The sequence below is a fragment of the Shewanella ulleungensis genome, from assembly GCF_014648315.1.
GTDB lineage: Bacteria > Pseudomonadota > Gammaproteobacteria > Enterobacterales > Shewanellaceae > Shewanella > Shewanella ulleungensis.
In genome coordinates, this window is the sequence record NZ_BMQW01000009.1 from 17,889 (window position 1) to 33,849 (window position 15,961).

The following is a 15,961-nucleotide window of genomic DNA, read 5'->3' on the forward strand; positions in this document are numbered from 1 at the left end:
TAACAAATGGCTGACTCAATTCGGCCAACGTTTAACTCCACTGCCAAAAACGCATCCATAACGCGTTGGCAGCAATATTTTGCATACAATAATAAAATTCAACAGGACACAAGCAAATGAGCGACTTATATACCAGCTTAAACTTCGGTTTAGGTGAAGATGTAGATATGTTACGTGATGCCGTGCGCGGTTTTGCGGCCAACGAAATTGCGCCTATGGCCGCCCAAGTCGATATCGACAATGAGTTCCCTAATCAATTATGGCCAGTACTTGGCGATATGGGTTTATTAGGTGTCACTGTTGATGAACAATATGGTGGAGCCAACATGGGCTACCTTGCGCACGTTGTCGCAATGGAAGAAATCTCCCGCGCATCTGCTTCTATCGGTTTAAGTTATGGTGCTCATTCAAATTTGTGTGTAAACCAAATTAACCGTAATGGTAATGACGCTCAAAAAGCAAAATATTTACCTAAGCTAGTCAGTGGTGAGCACATTGGTGCACTTGCGATGAGCGAACCTAATGCCGGTTCTGATGTGGTGTCAATGAAGCTACATGCACGCAAACAAGGCGACCATTACATTCTTAATGGCAATAAAATGTGGATCACTAACGGCCCTGATGCTCACACCTATGTGATTTATGCCAAAACCGACATAGAAAAAGGCGCACATGGTATTACCGCGTTTATCGTTGAGCGTGGCTACAAAGGATTTACTCAGGCACAAAAACTCGACAAGCTTGGTATGCGTGGTTCTAACACTTGCGAACTGGTATTTGAAGACTGTGAAGTACCAGAAGAAAACATCTTAGGCGGCCTCAATAATGGCGTAAAAGTGTTGATGAGTGGGTTAGATTATGAACGTGTAGTGTTGTCTGGTGGCCCATTAGGCATTATGTCTGCTTGTATGGACATCGTGGTTCCTTACATTCATGAACGCGAACAGTTTGGACAATCCATTGGCCAATTCCAATTAGTACAAGGCAAACTGGCAGATATGTACACAGGTATGAACGCTGCTCGATCATATGTTTACAGCGTAGCTAAATCTTGTGACCGCGGTGAAACTACTCGTAAAGACGCCGCTGGTGCGATTTTATACAGCGCTGAGCTTGCCACTAAAATGGCCTTAGATGCGATTCAATTACTCGGCGGCAATGGCTATGTCAACGAATACGCCACCGGCCGTTTATTGCGTGATGCTAAGCTTTACGAAATTGGTGCAGGCACCTCTGAAATTCGCCGCATGTTAATTGGTCGCGAATTGTTTAACGAGTCAAAGTAACTAGCATTCCAGTACGAAGACGGCATATCAAGCGTGTCATGTCGTCTTAATCAAGCCCCCTATTTTTTGCTTCATTAAGGATATAGAAATGACGCAACTTAGCAGCCGTATCAATCCTCGCAGTGACGAATTTAAAGCCAAGTCAGACAGCATGGCGTTATTGGTCGATGATCTTCAACAAAAACTAAATAAAATCGAACAAGGTGGCGGCCCTGTCGCATTAGAACGCCATTTATCTCGTGGTAAATTATTGCCACGCCAGCGCGTTGAAAAGCTGCTCGACCCAGGTTCACCCTTTTTAGAAATATCGCAATTTGCCGCTTACGAAGTTTATGACGAAGAAGTCCCTGCTGCTGGCGTCATTGCTGGTATTGGTAGAGTCAGTGGTGTTGAGTGCATGATTATTGCCAACGACGCCACAGTAAAAGGTGGCACCTACTACCCTATTACTGTTAAAAAGCATTTACGTGCGCAAGACATTGCCAGCCGTTGCCACTTACCGTGTATCTACTTAGTCGATTCTGGTGGCGCGAATTTACCTCGCCAAGATGAAGTATTTCCAGACCGCGATCATTTCGGCAGAATTTTCTATAACCAAGCGCAAATGTCAGCCAAAGGTATTCCACAAATTGCCGTCGTCATGGGCTTGTGTACCGCAGGGGGTGCTTATGTACCTGCCATGGCCGATGAGTCAATTATTGTCAAAGAACAAGGCACCATCTTTTTAGCCGGACCTCCATTAGTGAAAGCAGCGACGGGCGAAGAAGTCAGTGCAGAAGAGCTTGGCGGTGCAGAAGTTCACACTAAAATATCCGGTGTTGCCGATCATTTAGCGCAAAATGACGACCACGCACTTGAGCTTGCTCGCCGTGCAATACTGCGTCTTAATCATCAAAAAGAAATCAAAAGCCTATTAAGCCCAGTCAAACCACCTAAGTTCGATATCCATGAATTGTACGGCATTGTCGGTACCGATCTTAAAAAGCCGTTTGATGTAAAAGAAGTCATTGCCCGTGTGGTTGATGACTCTGACTTTGACGAATTTAAAGCCAACTACGGTGCAACCTTAGTGTGTGGTTTTGCGCGTATACATGGTTATCCTGTTGGTATTGTGGCTAATAACGGTATTTTATTTTCTGAGTCGGCGCAAAAAGGCGCTCACTTCATTGAACTGTGTTGCCAACGTAAAATTCCGCTGTTATTCCTGCAAAATATTACCGGCTTTATGGTGGGTAAAAAGTACGAACACGAAGGCATTGCTAAACATGGTGCCAAAATGGTAACCGCAGTATCTTGTGCCAATGTGCCTAAATTTACCGTCATTATCGGTGGTAGTTACGGTGCGGGTAACTACGGCATGTGTGGGCGCGCATTCGAACCTACCATGATGTGGATGTGGCCTAACGCCCGTATTTCGGTAATGGGCGGAGAACAAGCTGCTGGCGTATTAGCCACAGTGCGCCGCGATGGTTTAGCCCGTAAAGGCGTTGAATGGTCTGCAGAAGATGAGCAAGCCTTCCGTAAGCCGATTGTTGAACAATACGAAAAAGAGGGACATCCGTATCATGCCAGTGCCCGTCTTTGGGATGATGGCATTATTGATCCGGCACAAACACGCGACGTGGTCGGTTTAGCCTTATCGGCAGCATTAAATGCTCCCATTGAAGACACCCGCTTTGGGGTGTTCCGCATGTAATTCATGTGGTTAATTCAGCGAATAAGGAGTAAAAAATAATGTTATCAAACCAATATAAGTTCATTGAATGCCGCCTAGAACAAGGAGTAGCAGAGCTCATTTTAAACCGAGTTGAAGTGCATAATGCCTTTGATGAAGTGATGATCAGCGAGATGATCCAGGCTATCGACAGCTTTGCCAGTAACAATCAATGTAATGTGTTGATTTTACGTGCTAATGGTAAAAACTTCAGTGCTGGCGCCGACCTCAATTGGATGCGCAAACAAGCAAAAATGGACTTTGAACAAAATCTGACTGATGCCTATGAGCTTGCCAAGTTGATGCACGTGTTAGACAAGTTTCCAAAACCCACTATTGCCTTAGTACAAGGCGCAGCCTTTGGTGGTGCATTAGGCTTGATTTGCTGCTGCGATATTGCCATTGCTAACACTCGCGCCAGTTTTTGTTTAAGCGAAGTGAAATTAGGGCTTATCCCTGCGGTGATAAGTCCGTATGTGATTCGTGCCATGGGTAATCGCCAATCACGTCGCTTTATGCTGACAGCTGAACGCTTTAGTGCTGATGTAGCTTTAACTCATCAAGTCATTCATGAAGTTAACGACGACTTAGATGCTGCTGCGGCCCCTTTTATCTCAGCATTTAATGCCAACAGTCCTCAGGGCATGGCATGGGCAAAAAATCTTGTATCACATTTAGAAAACGGCGTGATAGACGACGCTACGCTCGATTTTACTAGCGAGCAAATTGCTCGTATTCGAGTATCAGAAGAAGGTCAAGAAGGCCTTAATGCTTTCTTTGAAAAACGTACGCCTACATGGAAAACCGCTAAATCTGATCCACAAGGAGCCCAATAATGTTTACCAAATTACTGATTGCTAACCGTGGTGAAATTGCCTGCCGCATTATCAAAACAGCGCAAACCATGGGTGTTCGCACCATCGCCCTTTATTCCGATGCCGACAAAGATGCCCGCCATGTGGCCATGGCAGATGAATCGTTTTACCTAGGTGGCAGCGCCCCAGCGGACTCATATCTAAAAGCCGATTTAATTATCGATATCGCCAAAAGATCGGGTGCGGAAGCCGTTCACCCAGGTTACGGTTTTTTATCTGAAAATGCCGAGTTTGCCCGTAAATGTGAGCAAAATGGTATCGCCTTTGTCGGCCCTGGTAGCGATGCGATTGATGCCATGGGCAGCAAAAGTGCCGCCAAAGACATTATGTCAAAAGCCAATGTCCCCCTCGTGCCGGGTTATCATGGCGACGATCAAACGGATGCCACGTTAATAGCAGAAGCCAATGCTGTTGGTTTCCCGTTATTAATTAAAGCAGCCTACGGTGGTGGTGGTAAAGGAATGCGCATCGTTGAAAACGACGGTGAAATTCTTGAAGCTATTAAATCCGCACGCCGTGAAGCCAGCTCGTCATTTGGCAATGACAAATTGTTAATGGAACGTTACCTACGTCAACCACGTCATGTTGAAGTGCAAGTGTTTGCCGACACTCAAGGCAACGCTATTTACTTATCTGATCGTGACTGCTCTATTCAACGTCGCCATCAAAAAGTAGTTGAAGAAGCGCCAGCCCCCGGTTTGTCTGACGAACTACGAGCACAAATGGGTAACGCCGCCGTTGCAGCTGCTAAAGCCATTGATTATGTCGGTGCGGGAACGGTTGAGTTTCTGCTCGACACAGACAACAGCTTCTACTTCATGGAAATGAACACCCGCTTGCAAGTAGAGCATCCAGTAACCGAAATGGTGACAGGTCAAGACTTAGTAAAATGGCAATTAATTGTCGCCAGTGGGGGGGAGTTACCGCTGCGCCAGGATGAGGTGCGTATTCATGGCCACTCATTTGAAGTGCGAATTTACGCTGAAGATCCGCAAAACGAATTTTTACCTGCCAGCGGTAAGCTCAATTTTTTACGTGAACCAGAACAAAATCGTCACGTGCGCATAGATTCAGGCATTCGTGAAAACGATGTCATCAGTAACTTTTATGACCCAATGATCGCCAAGCTGATTGTATGGGATGAGTCGCGCCCTCGCGCACTACAACGTTTAGTACACGCACTTGAGTCATACCAAATCAGTGGCCTTAAACATAACATCGAGTTTTTAGCCAACATTGCTGAACACCCAGCCTTTGCTGCGGCAGACTTCTGTACCGACTTTATTGAACGCTATGGCGATACCTTAATTGGTGACGCAGCTATTGAAGCAAATACTGCGTTAGCATTAGCAGGACTTTTTCAAGTGCTGTCACGTAAACAAGCGGCAAAAGCACTGGCCATAAACAGCGCCGACCCATATTCACCTTGGGGCCTCGTGAGCGGCTTTAGACTCAATAGTTCAAGCGTGCATCGTGTGTCGTTATTAACTGACGCATCCGCCGAAGTACAACAACATGACTTGCTACTGACAGCCGTTGGCGAACAATATCAATTGTGTTTACATGACCAAGTGTTGACGTTAGCGGGTGAATTGAAAGCCGATTTACTTTTAGCTGAGATTAATGGTCATAAGAGCAAAATTCCTGTTAGCCATCAAGGCGACGACTTTACGCTATTTTTACCTTCTGGCAGTTATCACTTTAAAGCCATATTGGCTCAAGTGATTGAAGAAGTGATTAACCATGCAGATAAGCTTAAAGCACCAATGAATGGCACTGTTGTGACTCATTTAGTGGAAGTGGGCGAACAAGTTAAGGCGGGCCAAGGTTTATTAGTGATGGAAGCCATGAAAATGGAATACACCATCGAAGCGCCGTTTGATGGCGTGGTGAGCGAGTTTTACTTCCAAAGCGGTGAGCTTGTCAGTGACGGTGCACAACTATTAAACGTTGAACCATTAGCCTCTGAAGCTAACGTCGAGGAAGCGTAAATGTTACCGACTAAAGTGAGCATTTTTGAAGTCGGTGCGCGTGACGGTTTACAAAACGAAGTGCCGGTGACCACTGCTGACAAACTCACGCTAATCAAACAACTTGGTGATGCAGGTGTTAAGCGTATTGAAGCAGGCAGCTTTGTGTCACCCAAGTGGGTGCCACAAATGGCCGATTCCGATGCCGTATTGCAGCAGCTCAAACGACAAGCTGGTGTGGTTTACAGTGCATTAACCCCTAACCTAAAAGGGTTTGAACTAGCCCTTGCTGCAGGTGCGGATGAAGTGGCTATTTTTGGCGCAGCATCAGAAAGTTTTAGTCAAAAAAACATTAATTGCTCTATTGATGAGTCAATCGAGCGCTTTATTCCGTTGATGGAAGCCGCCAAAAAACACAATATCCCAGTGCGAGGCTACGTGTCTTGTGTGCTGGGTTGTCCATACGAAGGCGATATTGCAGTGAGTGAAGTCGCGAGAGTATCTGAGATCCTTTATAAAATGGGTTGTTACGAAATCTCATTAGGCGACACCATCGGTGTTGGCACTCCCAATAAAGCGCGGCAGATGGTTGAGGCTGTCGCTAAAGTGGTTCCTGTTGATAAGTTAGCTTTGCATTTTCACGACACATACGGCCAAGCGTTAGCCAACATACTTGCCTGCCTTGAAACCGGTGTCAGCGTGTTTGATGTTTCAGTTGCTGGTCTTGGTGGTTGTCCGTATGCAAAAGGTGCGTCGGGCAATCTCGCCACAGAAGATTTGGTGTATATGCTTCATGGCATGGGGATTGATACCGGTATTGACCTCGCTAAGCTTGCACTGGCGGGCGATAACATTAGCCGCGTGTTGGGGCGCGCTAATGGGTCTAAAGTGGCAAATGCAATCAGAACATAATCACATATACTCACTGGGGTGAGGCAAAACACTCACCGTTGTGAACATAACAATAAGGACAACAAGATGGCAGGATTCAATAAAGTCGTCCACAGCTATGACGAAGCACTAGCAGGACTGAGTGACGACATGACCATTATGGTCGGCGGATTTGGTTTATGTGGTATTCCTGAAGGTTTAATTAACCACATGGTTAAATTGGGTGTAAAAGGCTTAACCGCTATTTCAAACAACGCTGGTGTTGATGATTTTGGTTTAGGTTTGTTACTTAAACAACATCAAATTTCGACCATGATAGCCTCTTATGTTGGCGAAAATGCCACCTTTGAACAACAAATGTTGTCTGGTGAGCTTAATGTCATTCTCACGCCACAAGGCACATTGGCTGAAAAAATTCGTGCTGGCGGCGCTGGCATTCCGGCATTTTTCACCGCGACAGGTTACGGAACGCCGATTGCTGACGGAAAAGAAACCCGTGAAATTAAAGGTCGGCATTACGTATTAGAAGAATCATTAACGGCAGATTTTGCCTTAATTCGAGCCTGGAAAGCCGACACTATGGGCAATTTGGTGTTTCGAAAAACCGCCGCTAACTTCAATCCAATGATGGCCACCGCAGGTAAAATCACCGTGGTTGAGGCTGAAGAAATTGTTGAACCAGGTGAGTTAGATCCAGACCACATCCATACACCCGGTATTTATGTTGATCGCGTTATCAAAGCCAGCTTTGAAAAGCGTATAGAACAACGTACCGTCAAAGCTGCGAAATAAGGGAGACAACACCATGGCACTGACCAGAGAACAACTCGCCCAGCGCGTAGCAAAAGAATTACAAGACGGTTTTTACGTTAATTTAGGTATTGGTATTCCAACACTTGTGGCTAACTATATTCCGCAAGGCATGCAAGTGATGCTGCAATCTGAAAACGGTTTACTCGGCATGGGCGAGTTTCCAACAGAAGAAAACATTGATGCCGACCTTATCAACGCCGGCAAACAAACGGTTACCGCAGTTGCTGGCGCGTCATTCTTTTCATCAGCAGAAAGCTTTGCGATGATCCGTGGCGGCCACGTAGACTTAACCGTATTAGGCGCATTTGAAGTCGATGTTAACGGCTCTATCGCCTCATGGATGATCCCAGGAAAACTGATTAAGGGCATGGGCGGCGCAATGGATTTAGTCGCTGGCGCTGACAATATTATTGTCACCATGATGCACGCAGACAAACATGGTAATTCAAAATTATTACCCAAATGTGAATTGCCATTAACCGGTTATGGCTGCATTAAACGAGTCATGACCGATTTAGCCTTTATGGAAATTAAAGACGGTGCATTTCATTTACTTGAACGTGCGCCTGGTGTGACTGTGGAAGAAATAGTCACAAAAACTGCAGGTAAATTAGTGGTGCCAGAACACGTACCCGAAATGACGTTTTAAGATTAAATAGTTATGCTCAATAAGCCCGGTTTTACCGGGCTTTGTTACCGGCTTTGTGAGTATTATTCCTCTGTAGGGATAACTAACACATTACTGCGCATCCGACTTAGAATCTCTTCTGCAGTATTACCAATAATTCGCCCTAATAACCCTTGGCGCTGCCTTGCACCTAACACAAAGTATTGGCTTTTTAAGCGGCAAGCTAATTCAAATAAACATAATTCAGGCTCACCAGTAATGATGTGCATGCAATCTGCATCAACACCTATCTCGGTAATTTTTTGTTTATGCTCCGCATACGCCTTTTTCACCAAGGCATTGAGATCAAGTAAATCCATATCGCGCACAATTTGCGGAATTCTGAGTACGTAAGCCACATGTAATGTTGTCCCAGTCGCTTTAGCAAATTGTTTCCCATGCGCGATAACCGCATCATTAAGGCGTTGTTTCGCAGGGTTACTGGTACCTAAATCAATTGAGATTAAGGTAGTTTGTCCATTATTGAGCGGATTGTTTGTGAGTAATAATAACGGTATTTTAGTATGACGAATAAGTTGCCAGTCGGTAGGTAAATAATGGTCTGCGTGATGTACTGCTTTAACCATTAAATCAAAGCCATGACGATGGGCATGACTGCAAGCATGCTCGAAAAGGTATTTACTCCAAATAACATGTAGCGGCACATTGTCAGCATCGAGCGTATCTAAATGGGTTTGTAATTGTTTTTCTCGTTGAGTCATCAAGGCTTTTTGAGCAACTCCAGCGACCTTTGGGTTATCTCGTTCGGCACCGCTTAAATAAGCATAAGTATAAGCAAACACTTCGGCTTGTTTATTTAATTGCTTCGCTAAGGTTAACCCATGAGCGATAGCATCAGTGTGGGCTCTTTCCAGTTGAGCAATAACAAATATTTTGTTCATTAAAACCTCCTTCATGAGACGTACTAATTATTCATTTGTACCCAAAACACATTGGTAAATACTTATATCATTACGATGTCATCTAACTAAAAATCAAATAGTAATCGACTCTAAACAGACCTGTCCAACAGCTCTATTTCTGAATCAAAAACAAAATAAAAACAGCTGTTACATCCACAAATTTTCTCAATGAAACGTGAGCTAGTAACTATCTTTAGCTTAGCTAATAGCGTAAGTTTGTGCATAAGTATCGGTATAAAAATTGATCAGCATCAACTTTGTTAGATCAAAATAATCAAATACATATTGCCCAATTTAAGGAAAATGAGATGGCAATAGACAGCTTTGTAATGGCATTTTTCATCATTTTGGTTGGCGGTCGTTTATTCGGTGAATTGAGTGCGCGATTAGGGTTTCCTAGCGTGGTGGGAGAAGTCACCGCAGGGATCATTATTGGCCCATCACTGCTCAATTGGGTTACCCCACACAGCACTTTAGCCATCATTGCTGAATTAGGTGTGATATTACTGTTATTTGATATCGGCTGCGAAACTTCAATCAAACGTCTGGCTCATTCTGGCCACAAAGCAATGCGTGTCGCCTTACTAGGCATAGGGATCCCATTAGTGGCTTGTGGTATTGCCAGCATGTATTGGCTTGCTATTCCTCCTTTTACTGCATTATTTTTTGGTTGCGCCCTCACAGCCACCAGCATTGGTATTTCAATGCGGGTATTAAGCTTAAATAATCAAACCCAAAGTGTTGCGGGACATATCATACTTGGCGCTGCCGTTATCGACGATATCGTTGGGGTGATATTACTAAGCGTATTGTTTAACTTTGCCTCATCAGGCGAGTTTGCTATTGGCTCAACCCTGATGTTATTTACCATGATTGCAGCGTTTATTATCTTTAGCCCACCGTTAGTGAGAACCATCATTTATTTAACCCGTTGGTTGCATCTTAAAGCCAGTATTCCTGGCTATGAGGTCATGGTCGTAATGGCATTAGTTTGTCTGTTTGCTTGGTTAGCACACTGGTTTGGCACCCCAGCCATTTTGGGCGGATTTGCTGTAGGCATGGGCTTATCAAGACAATTCACCTCCCCCTTTAATCGATATCTAAAAAACCCATTTGCGTTTACTCATAAACTCGAAGAGGCTGCCAAGCCCTTAGTTCAATTATTTAGTCCTATTTTTTTCGTGTATGTGGGGATTAGCCTTGATCTAAGTCAGTTAGATTTGAGCTTAATGGGGATCCTGCTGTTATTTGGATTAACCTTGATTGCAGTAGCCGCTAAGTTTATAGCAGGGCTGACTGCGAGTTCCGACTGGCAAGAAAGGTTTATTGTAGGATCGGCAATGGTACCACGGGGTGAGGTCGGGTTAGTGTTTGCAGAAATGGGCCGACAGCTAGGCGTTATTCACGCTAAAGAATTTGCCATTTTAGTGGTGGTGATTGCCTTAACAACGCTGATAGGGCCACTAATGTTAAAATTGACTTTACGCAGGCAATCTAAATAAACATCCACCATTATTCTAATAAATATTGCAGTGCTTTATCTAAATTCTCGTCGTTAGGATCTGCAGTATGACTAATCCATACGATATGACCGTTACGAGCAATAAATACGGTAGTCGGCGTGCCTTGTACTTCGTATAGCTTAGCCACTTTATCGCCCTTCACTAATGATTTCATCCCAACCCCACGGTCAAGCAAACTTTGTGTCGGGTTTGCATCATTATCTTCTTTAAAGCTAATGGCTAACATCTGTAAATCGGTATGCTGATATTTGTTCCTAAGCTTTTCTAAACCAGGCTGTAACTTTTTACAATAAGGACACCAGGTAGCCCAAAAATGCAGTACGACAGGCTTACCTGCATAATCACTCAAACTGATTTGCTCGCCACCGGCAGTCGATAACGTAAAGTTAGCTGCAAAAGACTCATTAACCTGGGTGGCTGCATGAGCAAAATTGAACGACATGATTAACAGTATTAGCATCCCCGATATTGACCCAAAGATTTTCATATCTCACCTTGTTTTACTCGTTAGTCTGAACGCTTGCTTTTGTCGCGTCCAACTTATTTATTGGTATTTCAATAGACCTGACAAAAGCCATTTTCTATTCACTGACAAATGATCTTTTACAGATGAATATGGGTATTAATATCCACAGTCAACAAATCGTGACGCTAATGAACAATAAATAAGTTTACGTTTACGTAAAAATAATACTGAGTTTTTACTCGAAATTGGGTATGTTATATACACAGACACAATCTCATTGGACCAGTAACAGTTAACAAGCTTGTTGCTGGCAAAAATTAAGCTAACCATAACCAAGGAATGATCTTATGCCTATTTACCAAGCTCCTTTGCGTGATTATCAATTCATATTGTCAGAATTGTTGAATATCTATCAACAAACTGATTTACGCGGTTTTGATGAAATAGATGCAGATCTCACAGATGCTATTTTGCAAGGTGTTGCAGACTTTACTACCGACATTATGTTGCCACTCAATGCCAGCGGTGACTTAGAAGGTTGTAAATTGGTTGACGGAAAAGTCATTACACCAAAAGGGTTTAAGCAAGCTTACAAACAATATGTAGAGGATGGTTGGGCTACATTAACCTGCGACCCGGAATTTGGCGGCCAAGGTTTACCAGAGGTTATCGGAACTTTTGCGACCGAAATGAAGACGGCAACGAATATGGCATTTGCTATGTACCCAGGATTAACTCATGGCGCTTATTCGGCGATTCATGTGCACGGTAGCGATGCGCTAAAACAAAAATACTTAGCTAAATTGGTCAGCGGTGAATGGACTGGCACCATGAACTTAACCGAGTCTCATGCCGGTACTGATTTAGCGTTATTACGCACTAAAGCTGTTCCTGCTGGTGACGAGGTATTTGCAATAAGCGGCGAAAAAATCTTTATCTCATCTGGTGATCATGATCTTGCAGATAATATTATTCATTTAGTATTAGCTCGCCTACCCGATGCGCCTGAAGGCGTTAAAGGCATTTCGTTATTTGCAGTGCCTAAATTTTTAGTCAATGCTGATGGCAGCCTAGGTGCAGCAAACACATTAAGTGCTACCGGCTTAGAACATAAGATGGGTATTCACGGTAACTCGACCTGTGTGATGCATTTTGACGGCGCAATCGGTGAACTCGTTGGCGCTCCACATCAAGGTCTAAAAGCCATGTTCACCATGATGAACCAAGCACGTTTAGGCGTGGGTATTCAAGGCTTAGGCGTGTCAGACATTGCTTACCAAAACGCATTAGTTTATGCCAAAGAGCGTATTCAGGGCCGCGCATTAAGTGGGGTAAAACAACCTGAGCAAGCCGCAGATTCATTACTCGTGCATGGTGATGTTCGCCGTATGCTACTATCGCAAAAGTCATTTAATGAAGGTACGCGTACATTAATGGGTCAGCAAGCGTTATGGCTTGATGAGGCAGAACGTCATACCGATCCAACTAAGGCGAAACAAGCTTCTGCACTTGCCGCACTCTTCACCCCAATTGTAAAAGGTTTTGTAACAGATCAGGGCTTTAAAGCTTGTGTGGATGCACAGCAGGTTTATGGCGGTCATGGTTATATTAACGAATGGGGTATGGAACAGTTTGTGCGTGATATTCGTATTGCGATGATTTACGAAGGCACTAACGGCGTACAAGCACTTGATTTAGTCGGTCGTAAATTATTGGCAGACAAAGGTGCGGCATTAACACTATGGTCTGGCATGGTCAAAGAGCTCGTGCAACAACATGCAACTAATGATGCGATGAAGCCTTACTTGGCTGGGTTAATGGACACAGCGGGCGATCTTGAAAAAGCAACCGGATTTATTGTTCAGTCGGCCAGTAAAAATCCTGATTTAATTGGTGCTGCATCAATGGCTTACATGCAGTTATTCGGCATTTGCGCTCTAGCATGGATGTGGACTCGTGTTGCTGCAACGTCATTAGCCGCATTAGAAGCGGGTACTGAAGAAACAAGTTTTTACCAAGCTAAACTTAAAACAGCACAATTTTTTATGAGCTATTGGGGCAGCCAAACCCGCAGCTTACGCAAACAGATTGAATCAAGCAGTGCTGATATTGTCGATTTCGCAGACGCCGATTTTTAATATTCGCCGGATCCGATTTTAATAAATAGTGACACAAAAAAAGCCGCATCAATTAAATTGAAGCGGCTTTTTTATTCAATCTGGCAAGGTTTGACTTAATCCCACAAAAATTCACGAAAATGCTTACGACAAACAGACTCATAGCTTTCGTTACCGCCAATGGCAACTTGCTCGCCTTCACGCATTGGTTTGCCGTCATGATCAAGTCGCACAACCATATTAGCTTTACGGCCACAATGACAAATCGTTTTAAGCTCAACTAATTTATCAGCCCAAGCTAATAAATATTGGCTGCCTGGGAAAAGTTCACCTTGGAAGTCATTACGAAGACCGTAGCACAATACAGGAATATCCATATTATCGACTACATGTGTAATCTGTCTCACCTGTTCTTTACTTAAAAACTGGCTTTCATCAATCAATACGCAATGAATTTTTTGTTCATTATGAGACGTCGAAATTAACTCTATTAAATTATCAGTACTGCCAAATACCTGCGCATCTGTTTCGATACCAATACGTGATGATACTTTGCCAACACCATAACGATTGTCTATCGATGCCGTCATCACTAAAGTATGCATCCCGCGCTCGCGGTAATTATAAGAAGACTGTAGTAATGAAGTTGATTTACCGGCATTCATTGCCGAATAATAAAAGTACAGTTGCGCCAAAATTATGCGTCCTAATAGTTGGTCTATTTATACTGCTTATAGTAACCGTTTTAACATGACAACGACAAACAAAAATGCCGTATTCGTTATGAGTACGGCATTTTTAACAACAGTAAGACTGGCTATATTTATCGCTTAGCGTTAACGCTAACGATTATTTTTTTGCCCAAAAGTGCAATATCACGATGCTAATAACAAACAACACACTACAACTTATCAAACCCGCCATTAATGAGCCTGTAAAGCCTAAAACGGTATAACCAACGATGCTGATAAACGCTGTAATGAGTGCATAAGGTAATTGAGTCACCACATGGTCAATATGGTGGCAACTGGCGCCTGTCGATGACAAGATAGTGGTATCTGATATCGGTGAGCAATGATCACCAAATACCGCACCAGACAACACAGCTGCTAACATCGGCAACATCATGGAACTGTCACTGCCCATTGCCATATCTGCTGCAATTGGCAACATGATGCCAAATGTGCCCCAGCTAGTACCCGTTGAAAATGCGGTTACCCCTGCCAATACAAATAATACCGCAGGCAATAAAGCAAAAGGAATATTATCGGTCGCTAAGCTTGCCATGTATTTACCTGTTTCTAGCTGGCCAATCACACTTGCAATTGTCCATGCAAACAGCAAAATATAAATAGCGGGTAACATTGATCGTGCCCCCACAACCATGCCTTTAACCAACATCGACCATTCAACTTTTTGCTGAATGGCAAGTCCCACGGTAGCAATAAAGCCAACAAGCGAGCCAAAGAAAAGCGATGAACTGACATCGGTATTTTCAAATGCGCCTAATACGCTAAATGGTAATTCACTTGCAGCGAGTGAGTCTGCGCCACTTGACACCATAAAATACACTGTAGCAAACACTAAGATCGCAATCGGTAAAAATAGGCCTATCACTTTTCCGGTATCAGCCTCAGGTAAATCCGTTGTTGCCCCTGGAGGTTGACCTTTAGTTTCGTCAAATAAGTTACCACGAAGCGCATTAAGCTCATGTTGACGCATAGGGCCAACATCTAAACTAAAGGCTGCAACGCATAGCAATAACAACAACGAAAACACCGCATAAAAATTCATTGGGATCATTTGCACAAAAACACTCAAATGACCCGCATCGGCAAAACCATGCGCCGTTAAAATACCGCCAATTAATGCAATAATGTATGCGCCCCAGCTTGAAACCGGAGAAATAACACAAACAGGCGCGGCTGTAGAATCGAGAATATACGCCAGTTTAGCGCGCGAAATATGGTATCGATCAGTAATCGGACGTGAAATAGAACCGACAACTAAGCTGTTAAAGTAATCGTCAATAAACACCACGCAACCCAAAAACATGGTCATTAACTTAGCGTCTCGTTTATTGCGAATGTGCAGTTTGGCCCAATCAGCAAATGCCCGTGCAGAACCACTTACAGTTATTAATGCAGTGATCATCCCAAGTACAATTAAGAAGCCAAGGATATACACATTCCAACTATTTAGTGCCGCGTCTTTCCACACTAATTGACTCACGGTATTGGCAAGATATTCACCACTGCCAATCATAGAAAAATCTGTGAGTAATAACGCGCCTAAGAGAATACCAACCCCTAATGACAGCAGTACTTTACGGGTAAAAATAGCCAAGGTAATTGCCAAAAGTGGTGGCAAAACTGACAGTGCCGAATCGGCATAACTTATCATCATAATTTAATTATTTCTTCGCTGAATACGAACAGGATAACTAGAAATAAAGTTAAGCTTACACAGAAAGTGTATGTGTTAACTTTACTAGTAGCACTCCACAGTCATACTCAATTAATATGAATATCATTTTTTATCATGTCGATAAAAACACTATGACAGTGCAGTCCCTTTCGAGAACTGCCCCAACAAATGAGAGTGATAAACTCATTTATTTCGGCATTGCATCCTTTTATGTTGAATTATTGGAATCACCCAATTCAACATGACTCTTATGCAATGCACCTCTACTTTCGCTTCTTGTAAACACACA

At 43.5% G+C, this 15,961-nt stretch carries 13 protein-coding genes and 1 riboswitch; of the genes, 9 read left to right on the top strand and 4 right to left on the bottom strand.

What is annotated here, in order from left to right:
* Window positions 1–116 precede the first annotated feature (116 nt).
* The 7 genes from IEY40_RS15630 (at window position 117) to IEY40_RS15660 (ending at window position 8,198) form a co-directional block, all read left to right on the top strand.
* Complete coding sequence (locus IEY40_RS15630; RefSeq protein ID WP_188957793.1) at window positions 117–1,286, top strand: isovaleryl-CoA dehydrogenase; 1,170 nt, start codon at window positions 117–119, stop codon at window positions 1,284–1,286.
* An 88-nt stretch (window positions 1,287–1,374) separates the two neighbouring features.
* Window positions 1,375–2,982: a carboxyl transferase domain-containing protein gene (locus IEY40_RS15635; RefSeq protein ID WP_188957795.1), complete on the top strand. Its 1,608-nt coding sequence runs from the start codon at window positions 1,375–1,377 to the stop codon at window positions 2,980–2,982.
* 38 nt (window positions 2,983–3,020) lie between these two features.
* Window positions 3,021–3,836: an enoyl-CoA hydratase-related protein gene (locus IEY40_RS15640; RefSeq protein WP_188957797.1), complete on the top strand. Its 816-nt coding sequence runs from the start codon at window positions 3,021–3,023 to the stop codon at window positions 3,834–3,836.
* Complete coding sequence (locus IEY40_RS15645; RefSeq protein ID WP_188957799.1) at window positions 3,836–5,866, top strand: acetyl/propionyl/methylcrotonyl-CoA carboxylase subunit alpha; 2,031 nt, start codon at window positions 3,836–3,838, stop codon at window positions 5,864–5,866. Before IEY40_RS15640 ends, IEY40_RS15645 begins: the two co-directional genes overlap by 1 nt.
* On the top strand, window positions 5,867–6,757 hold the full coding sequence (locus IEY40_RS15650) for a hydroxymethylglutaryl-CoA lyase (protein ID WP_188957802.1): 891 nt from the start codon (window positions 5,867–5,869) through the stop codon (window positions 6,755–6,757).
* A gap of 66 nt (window positions 6,758–6,823) precedes the next feature.
* Window positions 6,824–7,528 carry a CoA transferase subunit A gene (locus IEY40_RS15655; protein ID WP_140233727.1) on the top strand — a complete coding sequence of 235 codons (705 nt, stop codon included), beginning with the start codon at window positions 6,824–6,826 and terminating at the stop codon, window positions 7,526–7,528.
* A 13-nt stretch (window positions 7,529–7,541) separates the two neighbouring features.
* Window positions 7,542–8,198 (top strand): 3-oxoacid CoA-transferase subunit B, encoded by a 657-nt coding sequence (locus tag IEY40_RS15660; RefSeq protein WP_188957804.1) that lies wholly within the window; start codon window positions 7,542–7,544, stop codon window positions 8,196–8,198.
* A gap of 62 nt (window positions 8,199–8,260) precedes the next feature.
* Here IEY40_RS15660 and IEY40_RS15665 read toward each other — a convergent pair whose 3' ends face one another.
* A complete protein-coding gene (locus IEY40_RS15665) occupies window positions 8,261–9,118 on the bottom strand; it encodes a universal stress protein (protein WP_188957806.1) in 858 nt (285 codons plus the stop codon).
* Window positions 9,119–9,447: 329 nt separating this feature from the next.
* On the opposite strand from IEY40_RS15665, the gene IEY40_RS15670 reads away from it, so the two are divergent.
* The gene (locus IEY40_RS15670; protein WP_188957808.1) at window positions 9,448–10,641 is read left to right on the top strand and encodes a cation:proton antiporter; all 1,194 of its coding nucleotides are present in this window, start codon (window positions 9,448–9,450) and stop codon (window positions 10,639–10,641) included.
* A 10-nt stretch (window positions 10,642–10,651) separates the two neighbouring features.
* Here IEY40_RS15670 and IEY40_RS15675 read toward each other — a convergent pair whose 3' ends face one another.
* Window positions 10,652–11,149, bottom strand: a complete 498-nt coding sequence (locus IEY40_RS15675; protein ID WP_229777133.1) for a TlpA family protein disulfide reductase — start codon at window positions 11,147–11,149, stop codon at window positions 10,652–10,654.
* 326 nt (window positions 11,150–11,475) lie between these two features.
* Here IEY40_RS15675 and IEY40_RS15680 point away from each other — a divergent pair, with 326 nt between their 5' ends.
* Complete coding sequence (locus IEY40_RS15680; protein WP_188957810.1) at window positions 11,476–13,266, top strand: acyl-CoA dehydrogenase C-terminal domain-containing protein; 1,791 nt, start codon at window positions 11,476–11,478, stop codon at window positions 13,264–13,266.
* A 95-nt stretch (window positions 13,267–13,361) separates the two neighbouring features.
* Here IEY40_RS15680 and IEY40_RS15685 read toward each other — a convergent pair whose 3' ends face one another.
* Together IEY40_RS15685 and IEY40_RS15690 are read right to left on the bottom strand one after the other, a co-directional pair.
* Complete coding sequence (locus tag IEY40_RS15685) at window positions 13,362–13,940, bottom strand: thymidine kinase (protein WP_059744363.1); 579 nt, start codon at window positions 13,938–13,940, stop codon at window positions 13,362–13,364.
* A 154-nt stretch (window positions 13,941–14,094) separates the two neighbouring features.
* A complete protein-coding gene (locus tag IEY40_RS15690; protein WP_283108047.1) occupies window positions 14,095–15,651 on the bottom strand; it encodes a Na+/H+ antiporter NhaC family protein in 1,557 nt (518 codons plus the stop codon).
* A gap of 80 nt (window positions 15,652–15,731) precedes the next feature.
* A riboswitch (Lysine riboswitch) is annotated at window positions 15,732–15,946 on the bottom strand.
* Window positions 15,947–15,961 lie beyond the last annotated feature (15 nt).

Coding starts and splice junctions, on each gene's coding strand:
- IEY40_RS15630 (WP_188957793.1), top strand. CDS start 117: ATGAGCGACTTATATACCAGCTTAAACTTCGGTTTAGGTGAAGATGTA.
- IEY40_RS15635 (WP_188957795.1), top strand. CDS start 1,375: ATGACGCAACTTAGCAGCCGTATCAATCCTCGCAGTGACGAATTTAAA.
- IEY40_RS15640 (WP_188957797.1), top strand. CDS start 3,021: ATGTTATCAAACCAATATAAGTTCATTGAATGCCGCCTAGAACAAGGA.
- IEY40_RS15645 (WP_188957799.1), top strand. CDS start 3,836: ATGTTTACCAAATTACTGATTGCTAACCGTGGTGAAATTGCCTGCCGC.
- IEY40_RS15650 (WP_188957802.1), top strand. CDS start 5,867: ATGTTACCGACTAAAGTGAGCATTTTTGAAGTCGGTGCGCGTGACGGT.
- IEY40_RS15655 (WP_140233727.1), top strand. CDS start 6,824: ATGGCAGGATTCAATAAAGTCGTCCACAGCTATGACGAAGCACTAGCA.
- IEY40_RS15660 (WP_188957804.1), top strand. CDS start 7,542: ATGGCACTGACCAGAGAACAACTCGCCCAGCGCGTAGCAAAAGAATTA.
- IEY40_RS15665 (WP_188957806.1), bottom strand. CDS start 9,118: ATGAACAAAATATTTGTTATTGCTCAACTGGAAAGAGCCCACACTGAT.
- IEY40_RS15670 (WP_188957808.1), top strand. CDS start 9,448: ATGGCAATAGACAGCTTTGTAATGGCATTTTTCATCATTTTGGTTGGC.
- IEY40_RS15675 (WP_229777133.1), bottom strand. CDS start 11,149: ATGAAAATCTTTGGGTCAATATCGGGGATGCTAATACTGTTAATCATG.
- IEY40_RS15680 (WP_188957810.1), top strand. CDS start 11,476: ATGCCTATTTACCAAGCTCCTTTGCGTGATTATCAATTCATATTGTCA.
- IEY40_RS15690 (WP_283108047.1), bottom strand. CDS start 15,651: ATGATGATAAGTTATGCCGATTCGGCACTGTCAGTTTTGCCACCACTT.